This is a genomic window from Lentzea sp. NPDC092896 (assembly GCF_044754905.1).
Classification (GTDB): domain Bacteria; phylum Actinomycetota; class Actinomycetes; order Mycobacteriales; family Pseudonocardiaceae; genus Lentzea.
In genome coordinates, this window is the sequence record NZ_JBIVPX010000001.1 from 665,406 (window position 1) to 682,618 (window position 17,213).

Sequence of the window (17,213 nt, forward strand, 5' to 3'; positions counted from 1 at the left end):
GCGCCTGAACGGGGTAACGCGGCGGCGGCAGGCCCGATGAAGGGATGTGCGCATCACCCTTCTCGCCGCCGCCGCGTTCCTGCTCGCCGCCTGCACCTCCACCCCGGAGGCCGCGCCGTCGCAGGTGCCGCAGGCCCCGACGACCGTCGAGCAGCCCGCCGGCAACGGCCCGAACTGCGCGAACGCCAACTCCTCCGTCGTGGGCAAGGCGCTCGGGCTGCGGTTGCAGGGCCAGCAGGAGACCGTCGACAAGGCGGTCACGACCTGCCGTTACGTGGGCGCGGGCATGCCGGTCGAGGTGCGGTTCACGGCCAACGCGACCGCCACGACGTTCGCCAAGGGCAAGCCGGAGAAGGCCAAGGCGCTCGAGGGCCTGTTCGACGAGGCCTACGAGGCCACGGCCGGCGGTGCCGAGACCGCGCAGCACACGGTCGCCGCGCGCAAGGGCAAGACCCAGATCGAAGTGATGTCCCCGGCGGGCGTCGAGCCGTCGAAGAAGCTGATCACCGACCTGTTCGGCCGGATCTAGACGGGAACGTCGAAGAACGAGAGCACCCGCGCACCGGGCGCCAGCCACGGTTCCAGCAGCGCGTGCGCGCGGCCGGGATCGCGGTGGAACAGCCCGACCCGCACCGCGAACACCAGGTCGAACCGCCGGTCGCCGAGGTTCATGTCCTCCAGCGACGCGATGAGGAACTCGGCCTTGCCCGACGCCACGTACGGGGCGTTGCGGCGGGTCGCGGCCTCGATCATCTTGGTGGAGCGGTCGATCGCGGTGAGCGTGCCGGTGGACAGCAGTTCGCACACCAGGGTGGCGGCCACGCCCTGACCGCAGCCGATCTCCAGCACCCGGTCACCCGGCCGGATCGCGAGTTGGCCGACCACACCCCGCAGACGCTCGCTCATGGTCCACATGATGCGTCAGCACGGCGGGCGGGGCTACTTCCGCAGCCCCGGCCCGAAGTGATCGCGTGCCGCGGTGGTCAGCCCAGGCCGCCCAGGTTGACCATCCAGCTGACGCCGAACTTGTCGACGAGGTCGCCGTACTCGTCGCCCCACATCTGCTTCTCCAGCGGCGTCCCGACCTTGCCGCCCTCGGCGAGGGCGTTGAAGTAGTCCCGCAGCACCTCTTCGTCGCCCGACAGCGACACCGTGATGCTGGAGCCGGACCTGTACTCCATGCCGGGAGGCGTGTCGGCGGCCATGATCGTGTAGCCGAGGTCGGTCTCCAGCTGCGCATGCATGATCTGGTCGGCCTGCGGCGTGTCCTGCATGCCGAACTCGCCGAAGGTGTTGATCTTCAGTTCGCCGCCGAAGACCGAGTGGTAGAACTCCATCGCCTGGCGGGCTTGACCGTCGAAGCTGATGTACGGGTTGAGGCGAGTGGCCACCGGAATCGCTCCTTCAGATGAGACGGACCCGCATCCTCGCAAACCCTTGGTACACCTACAACTTGAAGTTATTCAGTAACACCGGAGTCACCCTGTGCGACCTTGCCCGCGTACATGAGTGTGGCCTCGGGCGTGAGCGGGTGGAACGTTCCGGCGCGCACGTCGCGGTAGGCCCGTTCCAGCGGCGACCGCTTGAAGAACGACCGTCCACCCAGGACCTCCATCGCGAGGTCGACGACCTCGATCGCCTCCACGACGGCCTGCCGCTTGGCCAGCATCACGGTGATGGTCGACTCCGCGTTGGCCGTGTAGTCGTCGCCGAGCTCCTCGATCGAGCCCATCAGCGACCACCACGCGGTGCGCAGCTTGTAGTCCATCAACCCGATCTGCCGGGTGGCGTTCTTGGACGTCGTCCGCACGGCCACGTCCCGCGCACCCGACGCGATGCCGAAGTACGTCGCCCCGCACACCGGTGCGAAGTGGACGACCGCGGCGAACAGGGGCGCGCCGAACTCGCCGTACGGCCGGCGGGCGGCGATCTTCTCGGCCGGGACGAACACGTCCTCCAGCACCACGTCGTGGCTGGCCGTGCCGCGCATGCCGAGCGTGTCCCACGTTTCCTCGACGCGCACGCCGTCGGCGTTCAGCGGCGCGCTGAAGTGCAGCACCTCGTCACCGAGAACGGCGGACGTGGCCACGACGTTCGCGCGCGGTGACTGGCTGCAGAACGCCTTGCGGCCGTTCACCAGGAAACCGCCGTCCACCGGCGTCGCCGTCGTCGTGGGCCACAGCCAGTCCGAGCCGCCGCTGGTCGCGATGACCAGGCCTTCCGCGGCCACGCGCCGCAGCACGCCTTCCGCGTCCGGAGCGCCCTTGCGCCGGCGATATCCCTGCATCAGCGTCAGATACAGGTGCATGGTGACGGCCAGCGCGGTGGCGCCGTCGTGCCGGGCCAGTTCGGCCTGCGCGTAGCAGACCTGGCGCATCGTGGCGCCGAGCCCGCCCAGTTCCTCGGGTACGGCCAACGCCAGGTAGCCCTCCTCGCGCATGGCCTCGTACGCCTCGCTCACGAACGTGGCGTCGCGGTCGTGGTCGGACGCGTGGGCCGCCGCGATCGCGCCGATGCGCGCGGCCATGTCCGTGAACTTCGCGTCGTCGTCTCTGGTCACGGTGGGGAACGTGCTGGTCACCCGCGGTGTCTCAAGTGTTGTCATGCGACAAACGTAAGAACGCGCAAGCCCCGCAGGTAGTTCTGAAAGTGAACCGGACGGCGGTAACGAATCGCCGCCGGCGACGGAGACTTTCCCTGTGAGGACGTATGCGCAGTACTGCCCGATCGTCCGCGCCGTCGAGGTGCTGGGCGACCGGTGGACGTTGCTGATCGTGCGGGACATGCTCATCGGTGCCTCGCGCTTCAACGAGCTGTCCCGCGGCCTGCCGGGGCTCTCGCGGGCCCTGCTGTCCCGGCGGCTGCGGCAGCTCGCGAACGCCGGTCTGGTGCAACGCAACGGTGACGGCTACACGCTGACGCCACCGGGATTGGCGTTGCGCCCCTTGGTGTTCGGTCTCGCCGACTGGGGCGCCCGGTACGCGTTCGGCGATCCGCGAGCCGACGAGCTCGACCCCGAGGTGCTGATGTGGTGGATGCACGGCCGCGTCGACACCGGCACGCTGACCAAACGCGCGAACATCGAGGTCCGCGTCAACGACCGGCGCCGCACGTTCTGGCTCGTCGTCGAACCCGGCGACGCCTCGATCTGCTACACCGACCCCGGCCTGGAGGTCGACGCCGTGCTGGCGTCCGACATCGCGACGCTCTACCGGATGTGGGAGGGCGAGGTCGGCCTGCTCGACGCGGTGCGCGCGGGCACGATCGAGCTGACCGGGACGCGCTGGGTGGTGCGCGGCCTGCCGGACTGGCTCAAGCTCAGCCCGGTCGCCGAGCACGTGCGCGCCGCCAAGGCAGAGGCCTGACCAGCGCGGACAAGATTCTCGAAGAATTTCTGGGTTGTCGTGTCGATCCGGACTGGTGCCCGTTCGACGCATCAGTGGAAGGACACGACACCCCAGGAGGAACTCGACATGACCGCCACGATCACCACCCCCGCCGTTGTTGTCCGCAGGTCCGCCGCCGCCCGGCACGCGACGCTCGTGACCCGCGTGCTGACCGGTCTCCTGTTCACCGTCACCGGCCTGAACGGGTTCCTGAACTTCATGCCCGCACCGGATCCGAGCACGATGGCACCCGCCGGGGTGGCGTTCAGCGCGGCGCTCTACGCGACCGGCTACATGCTGCAGCTGGCGTCCGGCGTCCAGGTCGTCGCCGGTGTCCTGCTGGTCGCCGGCCGGTTCGTCCCGCTGGCGCTCGCGTTGCTGGCTCCGATGGTCGTGAACATCTTCCTGTTCCACGTCTTCCTGGAGCCGTCGGGCATCGGCATGGCCCTGTTCGTGGTCGCCGCCGAGATCGGCCTGGCGTGGGCCTACCGCGACAAGTTCCGCCCGATGCTGCAGGCCCGCTGACGGCTACCGGGCCGTGAACGTGGCCAGCAGCGCCTGCACCTCGTAGACGTCGACGCCCTTGCCGAACTGCTTGGAGATCGGGGCGTCGGCGCTGGAGATCCAGATCTTCAGCTCCGCGTCCATGTCGAAGTGGCCGGCGGTCTCGACCGAGAACTGCGTGATCGCCTTGTACGGCACGGAGTGGTACTCGACCTTCTTGCCCGTCATGCCCTGCTTGTCGACCAGGATCAGCCTCCGGTCGGTGAACAGGAACGAGTCCCGCACCAGCTGGTACGCCGCGTGGATCTGCTCCCCCTGCGCCAGCAGCCGCCCGAACTCCTTCGCGGCGTCCCGCGGGTCGAGCTTCGACGCGTTCCCCATCATTCCGCTGAGAAGTCCCATACGTCCACGTTTACCAGGCTTTCCGAAACCTTGTCCCGGTGCTGGGCCTCTGCTGTCCGAGCGCTTCCCGTCCTACCTCGAAAGTGGATCTCAACAGCCACTCGATCGGGGAGAACGACACGATGCGCAAGCACCTCATCGGCGCCGCCGGACTGACCGGGGTCACCGCCCTGCTCGTCGGATGTTCCAGCGCCCCAGCACAAACCGCCACCGGAACGGACGTGGCGCCGACGCCCGAGCAGGTCAAGGCGTTGTTCGCCGACTGGAACAACGCCCTCGCCACGGGGGACGCCCAGAAGGTGGCCGATCGCTACGCTCCGAACGCGGTCCTGCTGCCCACGGTGTCGAACCAGGTGCGGTCCACGCGGGCCGAGATCGTCGACTACTTCGAGCACTTCCTGCTGAACAAGCCGAGCGGGGAGATCCTCGACTCGCACGTCGCCGTCCTGGACGCCGACGACGCGATCGACGCGGGCACCTACCGGTTCGCGCTCTCCAAGGACGGCAAGGCGTCGACCGTGGACGCCCGCTACACGTTCGTCTACGAGAAGATCGGCGGGAAGTGGCTCATCGTGAACCACCACTCGTCGGCGATGCCGGAGCAAGTCTGATCCGCACGCACAACCCGCCGCTGGACGAGGCCTCCAGCGACACCGCGCCGCCGTCGTCGGTGACGAGCTGCTTGACGATTGCGAGGCCGAGCCCGGATCCGCCCTTGCCGGTGAGGCCCTGGCCGCGCCAGAACCGGTCGAACGCCCGCGCCCGGTCGGCCTCTGGCAGGCCGGGGCCGGCGTCGAGGATCTCCACCAGGCCAGGCCGGGTGGTGCGGACGACGATCGCGGCGTTGTCCGGGGACACCTCGAGTGCGTTGGACAGCACGTTGTCCAGCACCTGCTCGAGGTGGCCGGGGGTCGCGAGGACGCGGATGTCGAAACCCTCGCTGACCAGGGAGATCGAGCGTTCGTCGGCGGCGGCGCGCCACGCGGTGAACCGTTCCGCGACGACGTCGAGCACCTGCACCGGTTCGGGGTGGGGGACGTCCGCCTCTGCCCGTGCCAGCGCCAGCAACCCGTTGACCAGCCGGGACATCCGCACGACCTCGGCCGTCGCCATCTCGACGTCCTCGCGGACCACCGGGTCGTCGACGCCGTCGGCCACGTTGTCGAGCGAGAGCCGCAGCGCGGTCAGCGGGGTGCGGAGCTGGTGGGAGGCGTCGCCGATGAACGCCCGTTGCGAGCCGACCAGCGTGCCGATCGTCTCGGTGGCGGTGTTCAGCGTCCTGGCCAGGGTGCGGGTCTCCGGCGGTCCGGTCTCCTCGGCCCGCGCGGACAGGTCGCCGTCGCGCAGCCGGCCCGCCATCGCGTTCAGCTCGCGCAACGGCCGGGTGACCCTGCGCGCCAGCCACAGTCCCAGGAACGCCGCCAGGATCAGCACGCCCACGGCGAGTGCGGCCCGGAAACCCCAGATCTGCCACAGCCGTTGCGTGATCGGACCGTCCGGATAGGACAGCCGGATCGCGCCGACGACCGTGCCGTCGGCTGTCTTCGCCGGAACCGTGAGCTTCAGTCCCTCGTCGTCCCAGACCGTCGACTCCGCCTGGGGTTCCAGCACGTCGATCTGGCCGGGCGTCTGGCGTTCGTAGGCGTCCACCAGGGCGTTCAACGACCTGGTGTCGCCCGAGGCGAGCAGCAACGCGGCGGTGTCGGCCTCGCGGCGTGCGGTGTTCACGGCGTCGCCGTAGATCTGGCTGTTCAACGTGAACGCCACCGGCACCGTGAACGCGGCGATCGCCACCGCCACCAGCAGCACGTAGCTCCAGGCGAGCTGGCGGATCACGAGAGCACCAGCCGGAATCCCACGCCCCGCACGGTTTCCAGCGAGGCCGCGTCACCGAGCTTGCGGCGCAGCACGCCGACGTGCACGTCGAGCGTCTTGGTGGGGCCGAACCAGTTCTCGTCCCACACCGCCTCCATGATCTGCTCGCGGGTGAACACCGCGCCCGGTTCCTCGGCCAGGAACGCCAGCAGGTCGAACTCCTTCGGCGTCAGCTCGACCTCGCCGCCGTCGAGGTGCACCCGCCGTCCGCGCCGGTCGATGAGCACCCGTCCGTGCACCTCCGGTTCGCGCTGAGCAGGCTGCACGCGCCGGAGAACCGCACGCATCCGTGCGACGACCTCGCGCACCCCGAACGGTTTGGTGACGTAGTCGTCGGCGCCGATCTCCAGCCCGACCACCCGGTCGACCTCGTCGGACCGTGCGCTGATCACGATGATCGGCACGTCCCCGCGGGCCCGCAGCTCACGGCAGACGTCGAGGCCGTCCATGTCGGGCAGCCCCAGATCCACGAGCACCAGGGCGAAGTCTCCGGCCGTCAGCGCTTCCGCACCCGTGCGCACCCACCGGACCTCGAACCCGTAGCGGGACAGCCCTCGCGTGAGCGATTCCGCGATCGGCTCGTCGTCCTCCACCAGCAGCACCCGCATGGGCGCTGATCATTCCATTGAACGAGGCAGGGCGTTGCGCAGCCGGATTCCGCTGAACTCCTGCCCGCTGCCGGTGACCTCGTCGCAGAACGGCCAGAGGTTCGCCAGCAGGCGCAGTTCGATCCCCGCCTCCTCGTGCAGCGCGAACAGGTCGCCGACGCGTTCGGCCGGACCCAGCGGCACCACCGGTTCGGTCGCGACGTGGGCGTGCCCGCCGCCGGGGCCGTCCTCGCCGAACGGCGTGAACGCGCGCGCGTCGAACCGGTACGCGTACAGCTCGACGGTCCGCATCCGTTCCAGCCACCCGTACTCGATCGCGTGCACCCTGGTCGTGGCGGTCCACGTCATCACCCGCGGGCACCGCCGGGGAAACCAGTAGCCGGGGGAGCGCCGCGCGTCCACGGCCCACACGTACTCACCGGGCTGCCGCGCGGTCGCCGCCAGGTGCGGGACGAACCGGGTGATCGACGGATCTTCGGAGAAGTGCAGGACCTGACCTGGTTCGGGGCGCATGTGGTCGATACTGACCCGCATGCGGAGGTTGACGCTCGCGGTTTTGCTGCTCCTCGCCGGCTGCTCGTCAGGCGGTGCGGACAACACGGTCGGCTTCACGGCGGTCGAGCTCACGGCCACGCCCGAAGCGTTGGCGACGCACGGCGACATGCTGGTCATCGGCACCCGCCCGTCCGACCACCCGGAACTCGTCACGCGGACCAAAGACGGCGCGCTGAGCAACTCCAGGCTGACCCCTGCGACCCCGTACGGCAAGGAAGCGCACTGGTACGGCATCACCTCCGACGGCACCACGATCACCGGCGTCGGGGGCGAACGCGGCGGCGCGCACGGCAACGTCCGCTGGAGCGCCTGGACCGGCGACACCCGTGCCATCAACGAGAAACCGCAGGCCTTCAGCACGTTCGGCGGCTACGGCGCGGGCGAGCTGATCGGCCCGGTGCGCACCGCCAGAGGTCCGTTGATCATCGGCACCTGGCAGAGCGACAAGGCCGGCCTCGACCTCGCGGCCTGGACCTTCGCCGACGACACCTGGACCCGTCAGCCGTCCGCCGGCACCGTGCTGGAGAGCTCGCAGGAACTCCTCCGGTTCCCGCTGGCCGTCACCCCGGACGGCGACGGCGCCCTGGTCGTCGGCTGGCAGATCGCGAAGGGCGTGGTGAGCGCCGCGGTCTGGCGGTTCGACGGCACCACCTGGACCACCGCGACCCTCCCGGACGGCGACGCCGCGCTGGCCGCCCGCTGCTGGGACGGCACCTGTCACGTCGTGGGCCGGAGCAAGGGCAAGCTCGCCTGGTGGTCGGGCCCGGACTGGAAGAAGCTGGCCACGCCGGACGTCCCGGTCGGCGACGACGACACCCTGGCGGCCCCGGTCGACGTCAACGGCACGCCGACGCTGCTCGTGGATCGCGGCGGCGTGAAGCTGGTGTCCGAAAAGGACGAACGCCCGGCGAAGGGCCCGTCCGGCGAGGTCGTGGCGGCGGAGAAGGTCGGCGACCAGGTGTTCGTGATCGCCGGCGGCCGGCTGTGGCGCCTCACCTAGAAAGCAGGGCCCGCAACGTCTCCAGCCCGTCCAGCACAGCCTTGCGCTCTTCCGGTGAGGCCTCCGCCAGCACCCGCGTGAGCCGTCCGTAAGGGCCTTCCGAGATCTCCCGCGTGTATCCCTGCACCGGCGCGGTCACCTCGATCCGCGTGTACCGGCGGTCCTTCGGATCGGTCTCCCGCTTGACCAGCCCCCGTGCCTGCAGCCGATCCACGATCCCGGACGTCGTGGAGTGCGACAGGCTCAGCCGCCGCGCCAGTTCCGTGACGGTCGCGGCCCCCTCGACGACCAGCGACCGGATCAGGCTGACCTGCGGCCCGGTCAGTCCGCTGCGCCGTTCGTCGCCGAGCGGCTCGATCGACGTCGTCAGCAGGTCCTGCCGCAACGCGCGCAAGTGCGCCATCACGAACTCCGCGTCCTGGAAGGCCTCGACCATGGCGCGAAGTCTAGGGCGCGAGGTACGTTGCATACGACGCGTCGTATACGACGGATTATTGGGGGACCGATGGCGATCAAGCGCGTACCGACGATGGCAGGGGACGAGGCCTGGCTGGTCACCGGCTACGACCAGGTCAAGGCCCTGCTGGCCGACCGCAGGCTCGGCCGCGGCCACCCGGACCCGGACAACGCGCCGAGGTTCACCAACTCGGTCGTTCTCGGCAAACCGCACAAGGCCACCGCGGAGGAGGAAAACGAGAAGCACGCCTTGATGCGCAGGATGCTCGCCCCGGAGTTCTCCGCGAAGAACATGGAAGCGATGCGTCCACGCGTGCGTCAGCTGCTGAACAACCTGCTGGACGACCTGGTCGAACAAGACCAGCCGGCCGACTTTCACGAAGCGGTGTCATTTCCGTTGCCCGTGTTGGTGATCTGTGAACTCCTCGGTGTCCCGGCGGCGGACCGAGAGGAGTTTCGGGGCTGGTCAGAGGCCATGAGCACGCTCAACGACGAGCAGAAGTCCATGGAGGGTTTCGCGAAACTGTGGGGGTACATGGGCGAACTGGTCGCGCGGAAGAAGGAGGAACCGGCCGACGACGTCATCAGCCGGCTGATCGGGCAGCACCCGGACGCCCGTGAGGAGGAGGTCGCGCAGCTCAGCGCCGGTCTGCTGTTCGCGGGGCACGAGACCACCGTCGCCGCCATCGACCGCGCGGTGATGCTGCTCAGCCTTCACCCCGGCCAGTGGCGGACGCTGCGGAACCCGGACGCGATCCCTCCCGTCGTCGAGGAGGTCCTGCGCCACCGCGCTCCGCTGGAGAGGCGCTCCGACGACTCCGGCATGCCCCGGTACGCGATGGCCGACATCGAGGTCGAGGGAACGACCATCCCGGCCGGCGATCTGGTGCTGCTCGGCATCGACCAGGCCAACCGGGACGAGCGCCGCTTCCCCGACCCCGCCGCCTTCCTCCCGCGCGTCCCCAACCCGCACCTGTCGTTCGGGCACGGCTTCCGGTTCTGCGTCGGCGCGCCGCTCGCCAGGGTCGAACTGACCGAGACCCTCGAAGCCCTTGTGACGCGCTTCACGACGTTCGGCCTAGCCGGAGACCTCGCCGCACTGAGCAGGAGGACGGAACAGCTGGTGGGCGGGGTGGTCCAGCTCCCGGTCCGCTGGACGGAGGCCTGATCTGCTCCTGATCGATGCAGTAACCCTGCAGTCACAAGGGGCTCCACAGCGTGATGCCCGGTTTCTGATCACATTGCGCTGCTTGTCCCACGTCTTCTGGTCAATGCATTCACCCAGATGCGTCACATCCATCCGTGGTGAGACAGAACTTCACGGTGAATACGGCGATCCGGCCGCACAATGGTCACGCTTCGGCACACAATTGGCGAGAGTCAACTGTTGATGTGGCAGTTCGGCCGACCTTTCCTCCACGCATGGGTGACTATGGCCCGGTCAGTGGGCCCCCGCGTAATGGTGGGGGTGGGCAGCGGTCCGCCAGATCGGCGGTTAATCTCTTGCAACTCGTCCACTGCAATCCAGTGTGCCGATGTCGCAACCACCGGGGAGAGGACTGAACACGGGTGGCCGGATTTCTGTTGCGGCGGTTGGTCAACTACGTGGTGCTAGCCCTTGTGGCGACGTTCCTCGCGTTCACGTTGGCCTCCGCCACCTTTGACCCGATCGGGGTGCTGCAACAACGCAACCCACCGCCACCGGCGGCGTCGATCGAGGCGAAGAAACGAGACCTGCACCTCGACCAGCCGATCCCGCAGCGGTTCGTCACGTGGATGGGCGGGGTGGTGCAGGGCGACTTCGGCCGCACGATCACCGATCGCCCGATCACCGACGAGCTCGGCAGGCGCATCGGCGTGAGCTTGAGGTTGTTCCTGCTGGGCATCACCATCGGCATCCTGTTCGGCGTGCTGCTCGGTGTGGTGAGCGCGATCCGGCAGTACAAGTTCAGCGACTACTTCGCGACCCTGTTCAGCTTCATACTGCTGTCCACGCCGGTGTTCGTGCTGGGCACGCTGCTCAAGATGGGCGCTCAGGGGATCAACGACTCCATCGGCACGAACGTGCTGATCTTCGTCGGTGAGACGACACCCGGATTCCAGGGCAACTGGTTCGAGCACCTCGGCGACCGGCTGCAGCACCTGATCGTGCCGACGCTCGCGATCGCGCTCGGCCAGATCGCCTACTACAGCCGCTACCAGCGTTCGTCGATGCTCGACGTGCTCGGCAGCGACTTCCTGCGCACCGCCCAGGCCAAGGGGCTGACCCGCCGCAAGGCGCTGTTCAAGCACGGCCTGCGCACCGCGCTGATCCCGATGGCGACCCTGTTCGCGTTCGGTTTCGGCCTGCTCGTCGTCGGTGGCACGTTCACCGAGCGGATCTTCGGCTGGTTCGGCATGGGTGACTGGCTCGTCACCGGCATCTCGGCGCAGGACACGAACATCACCGCCACGGTGACGCTCTTCGTCGCGGTGTGCGTGCTGTTCTCCGGCTGGCTCGCCGACGTGCTGTACGCCGCGCTCGACCCCCGAATCCGCGTGAACTAGGCAAGGTGACGACGACGTGACCGTGATCCTCAACGAGGGCGACGCCGCCGGAACCACCGGTGCCGCCTCCGGTGGCCCCGTCGACGCGGCGCCCGAACCGGGCAAGGCGATGACGCGCGGCAGGCTCGTGCTCATCCGATTCATGCGCAACAAGCTGGCTCTGGTCGGCCTGGTGCTCATCGTCGGCATGTACCTGATGGCGTTCGTGGGCCCGTTCCTGACGAAGTGGTCCTACGACACCCAGGACTACACCGCGTTCCTGGAGCCCCCTTACTCCGAGCACATCTTCGGCACCGACAAGATCGGTACCGACATCTTCGCGCTGACGATGCGCGGACTGCAGAAGTCGTTGATCATCGGCCTGCTCGTGGCGCTGATCTCGACGACCGTCGCCGCGATCGTCGGTGCCGCCGCCGGCTACTTCCTCGGTGCCGCCGACAAGGCGCTCATGTGGGTCGTCGACCTGCTGCTGGTGCTGCCGTCGTTCCTGATCATCGCGATCCTGAGCCCGTGGTTCCGCGGCAAGTCGTGGTTCCTGCTGGTGCTGATGCTCGCGGCGTTCCAGTGGATGATCACCGCCCGCATCGTGCGCGGCATGACGCTGACGCTGAAGGAACGCGAGTTCGTGAAGGCGGCCAAGTTCATGGGCCAGCCCGCACGCAAGATCATCGCGAAGCACATCGTGCCGAACATGGCGTCGTTGCTCATCATCGACGCGACGATCAACGTCGGTTCCGCCGTGCTCGCCGAGACGGGCCTGAGCTACTTCGGGTTCGGCGTCCAGTCGCCCGACGTCTCGCTCGGCACCCTGATCGGACTCAACGCCGAGTCCGCGACGACCTTCCCCTGGCTGTTCCTGTTCCCGGCGGGCTTCCTCGTCGTGTTCGTGCTGGCGGTGAACTGGGTCGGCGACGGGCTTCGCGACGCGCTCGACCCCACCTCCACGCGCGTGCGCCGCAAGGAGAAGAAGGACACCAAGGAGAAGGCCGCCTGATGACCACCTCGGAGCTTCAGTTCGACACTCCGGCCGACCCGGTCGCCACCGGCCCGGTTCTGCAGGTCGAGGACCTTCACGTGTCCTTCCCCAGCGAGTCCGGACGCGTCCACGCCGTGCGCGGCCTGAGCTACCACGTCTCGCCCGGTGAGGTCCTCGGCATCGTCGGCGAGTCCGGCTCGGGCAAGTCCGTGTCGTCGCTCGCCGTCATGGGCCTGCTGCCGTCCTCGGCGCGCATCTCCGGCTCCATCAAGTTCCAGGGCCGCGAGCTCATCGGCCAGAACGACGGCGAGCTGTCGAAGATCCGCGGCCGCCGCATCTCGATGGTGTTCCAGGACCCGCTGTCCGCGCTGACGCCGGTCTACACCGTCGGCGACCAGATCGCCGAGGCGATCCTGGTGCACCGCAAGGTGTCCAAGTCCGTCGCGGCCAAGCGCGCGGTCGAGCTGCTCGACCTCGTCGGCATCCCGAACGCCGTCGAGCGCGCCAAGGCGTTCCCGCACGAGTTCTCCGGCGGCATGCGGCAGCGCGCGGTGATCGCGATGGCGATCGCCAACGACCCCGACCTGATCATCGCCGACGAGCCGACCACCGCGCTCGACGTGACGGTGCAGGCACAGGTGCTGCAGCTGATGGAGACCGCGCAGGAGGTCACCGGCGCGGGCATCGTGATCATCACCCACGACCTCGGCGTCGTCGCCGGGTTCGCGGACCGGCTGATGGTCATGTACGCGGGCCGCGCTGTCGAAAAGGGCCACGTCGACGAGATCTACCAGCGGCCGCGCATGCCGTACACGCTCGGCCTGCTCGGCTCGATCCCGCGTCTCGACGTCAGCGAGAAGCAGGCGCTCGTGCCGATCAAGGGCCAGCCGCCGTCGCTCACGGACCTGCCGGACGGCTGCCCGTTCGCGCCGCGCTGCCCGATGGTCGTCGACGCCTGCCACACCGTCGAACCGCCGCTGGTGGACGTCGACGGTTCGGCCGAGCACAGCGCCGCGTGCATCCGCACCAACGAGATCGCCGCGGCCGACGCCGAGGGCGCCGAGGCCGCTGTCGAGATCTTCGGTGCCGAGGTGGCCCCCGAGCCCGAGGTCGCGAAGATCCCGCGCGAGCAGCGCGACGTCGTGCTGGGGCTCGACAACCTCGTCAAGGAGTACCCGGTCAACAAGGGCGTGGTGTTCAAGCGCCAGGTCGGCACCGTGCACGCGGTCGCGGGCATCACGTTCGACGTCCGCGAGGGCGAGACCCTGGGCCTCGTCGGCGAGTCGGGCTGCGGCAAGACCACGACGCTGATGGAGATCCTCAACCTCCAGAAGCCCATGGGCGGCGAGATCTCCGTGCTCGGCACGAAGTCGTCCGAAGTGGACGCCAAGCGCCGCTTCGCGATCCGCCGCGACATGTCGGTGGTCTTCCAGGACCCGATGGCGTCGCTCGACCCGCGCATCACGATCCACGACTGCATCGCCGAGCCGATGCAGGTGCACGGCTACAGCAAGGACGAGATCAACCGGCGCGTGCCGGAGCTCATGCGGCTCGTCGGCCTGCGTCCCGAGCAGCTGTCGCGCTACCCCGGTGAGTTCTCCGGCGGTCAGCGGCAGCGCATCGGCATCGCGCGGGCGCTCGCGCTCGAACCGAAGCTCGTCGTGCTCGACGAGCCGGTGTCGGCGCTGGACGTCTCCATCCAGGCGGGTGTCATCAACCTGCTGGAGGAGCTCAAGTCCAAGCTGGGCTTGGCCTACCTGTTCGTGGCCCACGACCTGTCGGTGGTGCGCCACATCGCGGACCGGGTGGCCGTGATGTACCTCGGGAAGATCATCGAGATCGGCGAGGTGGACTCGGTGTTCGACGCGCCGCGCCACCCGTACACGCAGGCACTGCTGTCCGCGATCCCGATTCCCGACCCCGTCAAGGAACGCCAGCGGGAGAGGATCATCCTCACCGGCGACCTGCCGAGCCCGGCGAACCCGCCGTCCGGCTGCCGTTTCCGCACGCGGTGCTTCCTGCACGCGTCGCTGCCGCCCGAGCAGCAGCGCAAGTGCATCGAGGTCGAACCGCCGCGCGAAGTCCAGGCCCCCGACCACGAGGCCGCCTGCCACTTCGCCCAAGTCCGTCAGGTGCTCTGATGCATCCGTCGCCTCAGAAGCCCTGCGAGCACGAAGGAACAGTGTCCCCGGCAACTGGTGTCCGGGCACGAGGGAGGTTCACGACAGTGAGTCGACGTACCAAGGTGGGTGTGACCGCGCTGGCCGTCGTCGCCCTCACGCTTACCGCGTGTGGGGGGCCCAGCAAGACCGACTCCGGGCTCAAGGGCGCGGACAACGCGATCGGCCAAGCGGACATCAACCCGCAGGACGCGTCCAAGGTCAAGGACGGCGGCGAGTTCCGCTGGCCCGTCGACCAGTTGCCGGACAACTGGAACTACAACCAGCTCGACGGCACCAACGCCGACGGTCGTCGCATGATCGACACGGTCATGCCGAACCTGTTCAAGCAGAAGGCCGACTCGACGATCGAGGTCAACAAGGACTACCTCGACGACGCGAAGCTCGCCTCCTCCGACCCGCAGGTCCTCGAGTTCAAGATCAGCTCGAAGGCCAAGTGGTCGGACGGCACCGCGCTGTCCTGGCAGGACTTCGAGGCGCAGTGGAAGTCCCTCAACGGGACGGACAAGGCCTTCGAGGTCGCCGGCACCACCGGCTACGAGGACGTCGAGAAGGTCGAGAAGGGCGCGACCGACCTCGACGTCAAGGTGACGTTCAAGAAGAAGTTCGCCGAGTGGAAGGGCGGCCTGTTCTCGCCGCTCTACCCGAAGTCCATGTCGTCCTCCGCCGAGGCGTTCAACAAGGGCTGGGCCGACGAGCCGAAGATCACCGCCGGTCCGTTCAAGATCGGCACGATCGACCGCACCGCCAAGACCGTCACGGTCGTGCGCGACAGCAACTGGTGGGGCGACAAGCCCAAGCTCGAGAAGATCACCTTCCGTCAGGTCGACCGCCCCGCGCTCGCGGACGCGCTCTCCAACGGCCAGATCGACTTCTTCGACATCGGCTCCAGCATCGACAACTTCGCCAAGGCGAAGACGATCCAGGGCGTCACCATCCGTCAGGCGATCACGCCGGACTACTCGCACATCACCTTCAACGGCGCCGACTCGTCGATCCTGAAGGACGCGAAGCTCCGCGTCGCCCTGATGAAGGGCATCGACACCAAGGTCATCACCACGGCTCTGCTCGGTCAGATGCTGAAGGGTGACGCGCAGGTCACGGGTAACCACTTCTTCCTGCTCGGCTCCGCCGGCTACAAGGACAACTCGGCCGTCGCGGCGTTCGACAAGGAAGCCGCGAAGAAGCAGCTCGACGAGCTGGGCTGGAAGCTCGAGGGTGAGACCCGCAAGAAGGATGGCAAGGAACTGGTCATCCGGTACGTCATCCCGACGCCGAACCCCGTCTCGGACAGCATCGCGAAGCTCGTGCAGACGCAGCTGAAGGAGGTCGGCGCCAAGGTCGACATCCAGGCCGTGCCGTCGACCGACTTCTTCAAGCAGTTCGTGAACGTCGGCAACTTCGACATGACCGGCTTCCGCTGGCTGGCCTCGGCCACGCCGATCTCGGACAGCAAGGGCATCTACACGCTCGACCCGGCCAGCACCAACCAGAACTACGGCCGGATCGGCTCCGAAGAGGTCAACAAGCTGCTGGAGCAGGCCAACGGTGAGCTCGACGACACCAAGCGCCTGGAGATCGCGAACGAGGCCGACAAGAAGATCTGGGAGCTGGGCCACCAGCTGCCGCTCTACCAGCTGCCCGGCGCGGTCGCGGTGAAGAGCAACGTCGCCAACTTCGGTGCCGTCGCGTACGCGAACCGTCCGTACGACTACATCCACATGGGCTTCACCGAGTGATGATGTAGTGAGCTGTCGAACGGCCCGGCGGGTCCTTCCGCCGGGCCGTTTCTTTCTGTTTGGAGCTGGTCTTGCTGCGTTCCCGGGTTCGCGCGCTGCGCCATGGTCTTCTCGCCACGGCGGTCGTGCTGGTCGTGTGCTTCGTCGTCGCGCTGTTCTCGTGGCTGTCCTATTCGGACGATCGCGCGGTGCTGGCGTCGCTGACGTCTCGCGACACGGGCTCCGTGGTGTCCTTTTCGGACGGTGCGGTCGAGGTGCGCTGGCCGTCCGGGACCGCGCGCGTCGCGTACGAGAACGGGGCGCGGATCGTCGGGAAGCAGACGCAGGTCGCGTTCGACCCGGCGGACCCGTCGCGTGCCGTGATCCCGGGCTCGGACCTGTTCCTGGAGACCGACCGGGCGCTGGGCGGCGTGACGTTCTCCGTCGCGGTGGCGCTGCTGGTGGTCCTGGCCGGTGCGGTGCGGGTGCTGCTCGCGGTGCGGACGGCGCGTTCCGCGCCTGAAACGGTGTCCGTGCGGCGGATTCGGCTGCAATCAGGGCTCATGGTGCGGTCGTGGCTGGAGATCGACGGACCGGTCGAGCGCTGGCTTCCCGTCTACTACGACCCCGTGCTCGTGACGCTGCCGTCGCCGTCGTCCGTCGAGCTGCGCGGGGGACGGGTCGCTGCCATCGACGGCGTGACCGTCTACCCGTCCGGTCGCCCGGTGACCAAGCACCCGCGCGGCCGTCGCCTCGACAACCCCGCTCAGCCCGATCCGGAGACGCGCGCACCTCGTGGCCTGTCCGCCCAGCTGCGCGCTGACGCGGTGTTCATGGTGCCCGCGCCGGTCGTCGGCCTGTTCTGGGCCTACCTGGACGGCAGCGGGTTCACCGGCTGGATCACCGCCACCGTGATCGCCGGGGTGCTCGGCCTGTGGTGGGGTGCCTTCCGGGGTTCCGACCCTTCGTAATGCTTTGTGCTCGGTGAGCGACCTTCCGGTAGGAG

19 protein-coding genes are annotated in these 17,213 nt (G+C 68.4%); 11 read left to right on the forward strand and 8 right to left on the reverse strand.

The window, feature by feature from the left end:
- Positions 1-46: 46 nt before the first annotated feature.
- A complete protein-coding gene (locus ACIQF0_RS03265) occupies positions 47-529 on the forward strand; it encodes a hypothetical protein (protein ID WP_401023897.1) in 483 nt (160 codons plus the stop codon).
- Here the strand turns inward: ACIQF0_RS03265 and ACIQF0_RS03270 are convergent.
- From ACIQF0_RS03270 to ACIQF0_RS03280, 3 genes are all read right to left on the reverse strand, one after another.
- Positions 526-906: a class I SAM-dependent methyltransferase gene (locus tag ACIQF0_RS03270; protein ID WP_401023899.1), complete on the reverse strand. Its 381-nt coding sequence runs from the start codon at positions 904-906 to the stop codon at positions 526-528. The two genes, ACIQF0_RS03265 and ACIQF0_RS03270, sit on opposite strands and share 4 nt — an antisense overlap.
- Before the next feature lie 77 nt (positions 907-983).
- Positions 984-1,391 carry a VOC family protein gene (locus tag ACIQF0_RS03275; RefSeq protein ID WP_360030724.1) on the reverse strand — a complete coding sequence of 136 codons (408 nt, stop codon included), beginning with the start codon at positions 1,389-1,391 and terminating at the stop codon, positions 984-986.
- 68 nt (positions 1,392-1,459) lie between these two features.
- Positions 1,460-2,605, reverse strand: a complete 1,146-nt coding sequence (locus tag ACIQF0_RS03280; RefSeq protein WP_401023902.1) for an acyl-CoA dehydrogenase family protein — start codon at positions 2,603-2,605, stop codon at positions 1,460-1,462.
- A gap of 94 nt (positions 2,606-2,699) precedes the next feature.
- Between ACIQF0_RS03280 and ACIQF0_RS03285 the strand changes: the two genes are divergently transcribed.
- Both ACIQF0_RS03285 and ACIQF0_RS03290 read left to right on the forward strand, forming a co-directional pair.
- The gene (locus tag ACIQF0_RS03285) at positions 2,700-3,365 is read left to right on the forward strand and encodes a winged helix-turn-helix transcriptional regulator (RefSeq protein WP_401023904.1); all 666 of its coding nucleotides are present in this window, start codon (positions 2,700-2,702) and stop codon (positions 3,363-3,365) included.
- A gap of 108 nt (positions 3,366-3,473) precedes the next feature.
- A complete protein-coding gene (locus tag ACIQF0_RS03290; protein ID WP_360030718.1) occupies positions 3,474-3,911 on the forward strand; it encodes a DoxX family membrane protein in 438 nt (145 codons plus the stop codon).
- Between the two features lie 3 nt (positions 3,912-3,914).
- Here ACIQF0_RS03290 and ACIQF0_RS03295 read toward each other — a convergent pair whose 3' ends face one another.
- On the reverse strand, positions 3,915-4,292 hold the full coding sequence (locus ACIQF0_RS03295) for a PH domain-containing protein (protein ID WP_360030716.1): 378 nt from the start codon (positions 4,290-4,292) through the stop codon (positions 3,915-3,917).
- Positions 4,293-4,414: 122 nt separating this feature from the next.
- On the opposite strand from ACIQF0_RS03295, the gene ACIQF0_RS03300 reads away from it, so the two are divergent.
- Positions 4,415-4,903, forward strand: coding sequence for an SgcJ/EcaC family oxidoreductase (locus ACIQF0_RS03300; RefSeq protein ID WP_401023906.1), 489 nt, complete (start codon positions 4,415-4,417; stop codon positions 4,901-4,903).
- On the opposite strand, the gene ACIQF0_RS03305 is transcribed toward ACIQF0_RS03300, so the two are convergent.
- Genes ACIQF0_RS03305 through ACIQF0_RS03315 form a run of 3 tightly spaced genes read right to left on the reverse strand, consistent with a single transcriptional unit; the run spans position 4,860 to position 7,288 of the window.
- The gene (locus ACIQF0_RS03305; RefSeq protein WP_401023908.1) at positions 4,860-6,128 is read right to left on the reverse strand and encodes an ATP-binding protein; all 1,269 of its coding nucleotides are present in this window, start codon (positions 6,126-6,128) and stop codon (positions 4,860-4,862) included. The genes ACIQF0_RS03300 and ACIQF0_RS03305 overlap by 44 nt on opposite strands.
- Positions 6,125-6,775 carry a response regulator transcription factor gene (locus ACIQF0_RS03310; RefSeq protein ID WP_401023911.1) on the reverse strand — a complete coding sequence of 217 codons (651 nt, stop codon included), beginning with the start codon at positions 6,773-6,775 and terminating at the stop codon, positions 6,125-6,127. Before ACIQF0_RS03310 ends, ACIQF0_RS03305 begins: the two co-directional genes overlap by 4 nt.
- 9 nt (positions 6,776-6,784) lie before the next feature.
- On the reverse strand, positions 6,785-7,288 hold the full coding sequence (locus ACIQF0_RS03315) for a DUF6886 family protein (RefSeq protein WP_401023913.1): 504 nt from the start codon (positions 7,286-7,288) through the stop codon (positions 6,785-6,787).
- Between the two features lie 19 nt (positions 7,289-7,307).
- Between ACIQF0_RS03315 and ACIQF0_RS03320 the strand changes: the two genes are divergently transcribed.
- Positions 7,308-8,330 (forward strand): hypothetical protein, encoded by a 1,023-nt coding sequence (locus ACIQF0_RS03320; protein WP_401023916.1) that lies wholly within the window; start codon positions 7,308-7,310, stop codon positions 8,328-8,330.
- On the opposite strand, the gene ACIQF0_RS03325 is transcribed toward ACIQF0_RS03320, so the two are convergent.
- The gene (locus tag ACIQF0_RS03325) at positions 8,323-8,766 is read right to left on the reverse strand and encodes a MarR family winged helix-turn-helix transcriptional regulator (protein WP_401023919.1); all 444 of its coding nucleotides are present in this window, start codon (positions 8,764-8,766) and stop codon (positions 8,323-8,325) included. The genes ACIQF0_RS03320 and ACIQF0_RS03325 overlap by 8 nt on opposite strands.
- A gap of 69 nt (positions 8,767-8,835) precedes the next feature.
- On the opposite strand from ACIQF0_RS03325, the gene ACIQF0_RS03330 reads away from it, so the two are divergent.
- The 6 genes from ACIQF0_RS03330 to ACIQF0_RS03355 all read left to right on the forward strand — a co-directional run bounded on the left by ACIQF0_RS03330 (position 8,836) and on the right by ACIQF0_RS03355 (position 17,178).
- Complete coding sequence (locus ACIQF0_RS03330) at positions 8,836-9,954, forward strand: cytochrome P450 (protein ID WP_401023922.1); 1,119 nt, start codon at positions 8,836-8,838, stop codon at positions 9,952-9,954.
- A 401-nt stretch (positions 9,955-10,355) separates the two neighbouring features.
- Entirely contained in the window at positions 10,356-11,333 is a 978-nt protein-coding gene (locus ACIQF0_RS03335) for an ABC transporter permease (protein ID WP_090068720.1), read from the forward strand.
- 16 nt (positions 11,334-11,349) lie between these two features.
- Complete coding sequence (locus ACIQF0_RS03340; protein WP_360030700.1) at positions 11,350-12,327, forward strand: ABC transporter permease; 978 nt, start codon at positions 11,350-11,352, stop codon at positions 12,325-12,327.
- Positions 12,327-14,450: a dipeptide ABC transporter ATP-binding protein gene (locus tag ACIQF0_RS03345; RefSeq protein WP_401023925.1), complete on the forward strand. Its 2,124-nt coding sequence runs from the start codon at positions 12,327-12,329 to the stop codon at positions 14,448-14,450. Before ACIQF0_RS03340 ends, ACIQF0_RS03345 begins: the two co-directional genes overlap by 1 nt.
- 86 nt (positions 14,451-14,536) lie before the next feature.
- Positions 14,537-16,228 (forward strand): ABC transporter family substrate-binding protein, encoded by a 1,692-nt coding sequence (locus ACIQF0_RS03350; protein WP_401023928.1) that lies wholly within the window; start codon positions 14,537-14,539, stop codon positions 16,226-16,228.
- 71 nt (positions 16,229-16,299) lie between these two features.
- Complete coding sequence (locus ACIQF0_RS03355) at positions 16,300-17,178, forward strand: hypothetical protein (RefSeq protein ID WP_401023931.1); 879 nt, start codon at positions 16,300-16,302, stop codon at positions 17,176-17,178.
- The last annotated feature ends 35 nt before the right edge of the window (positions 17,179-17,213 follow it).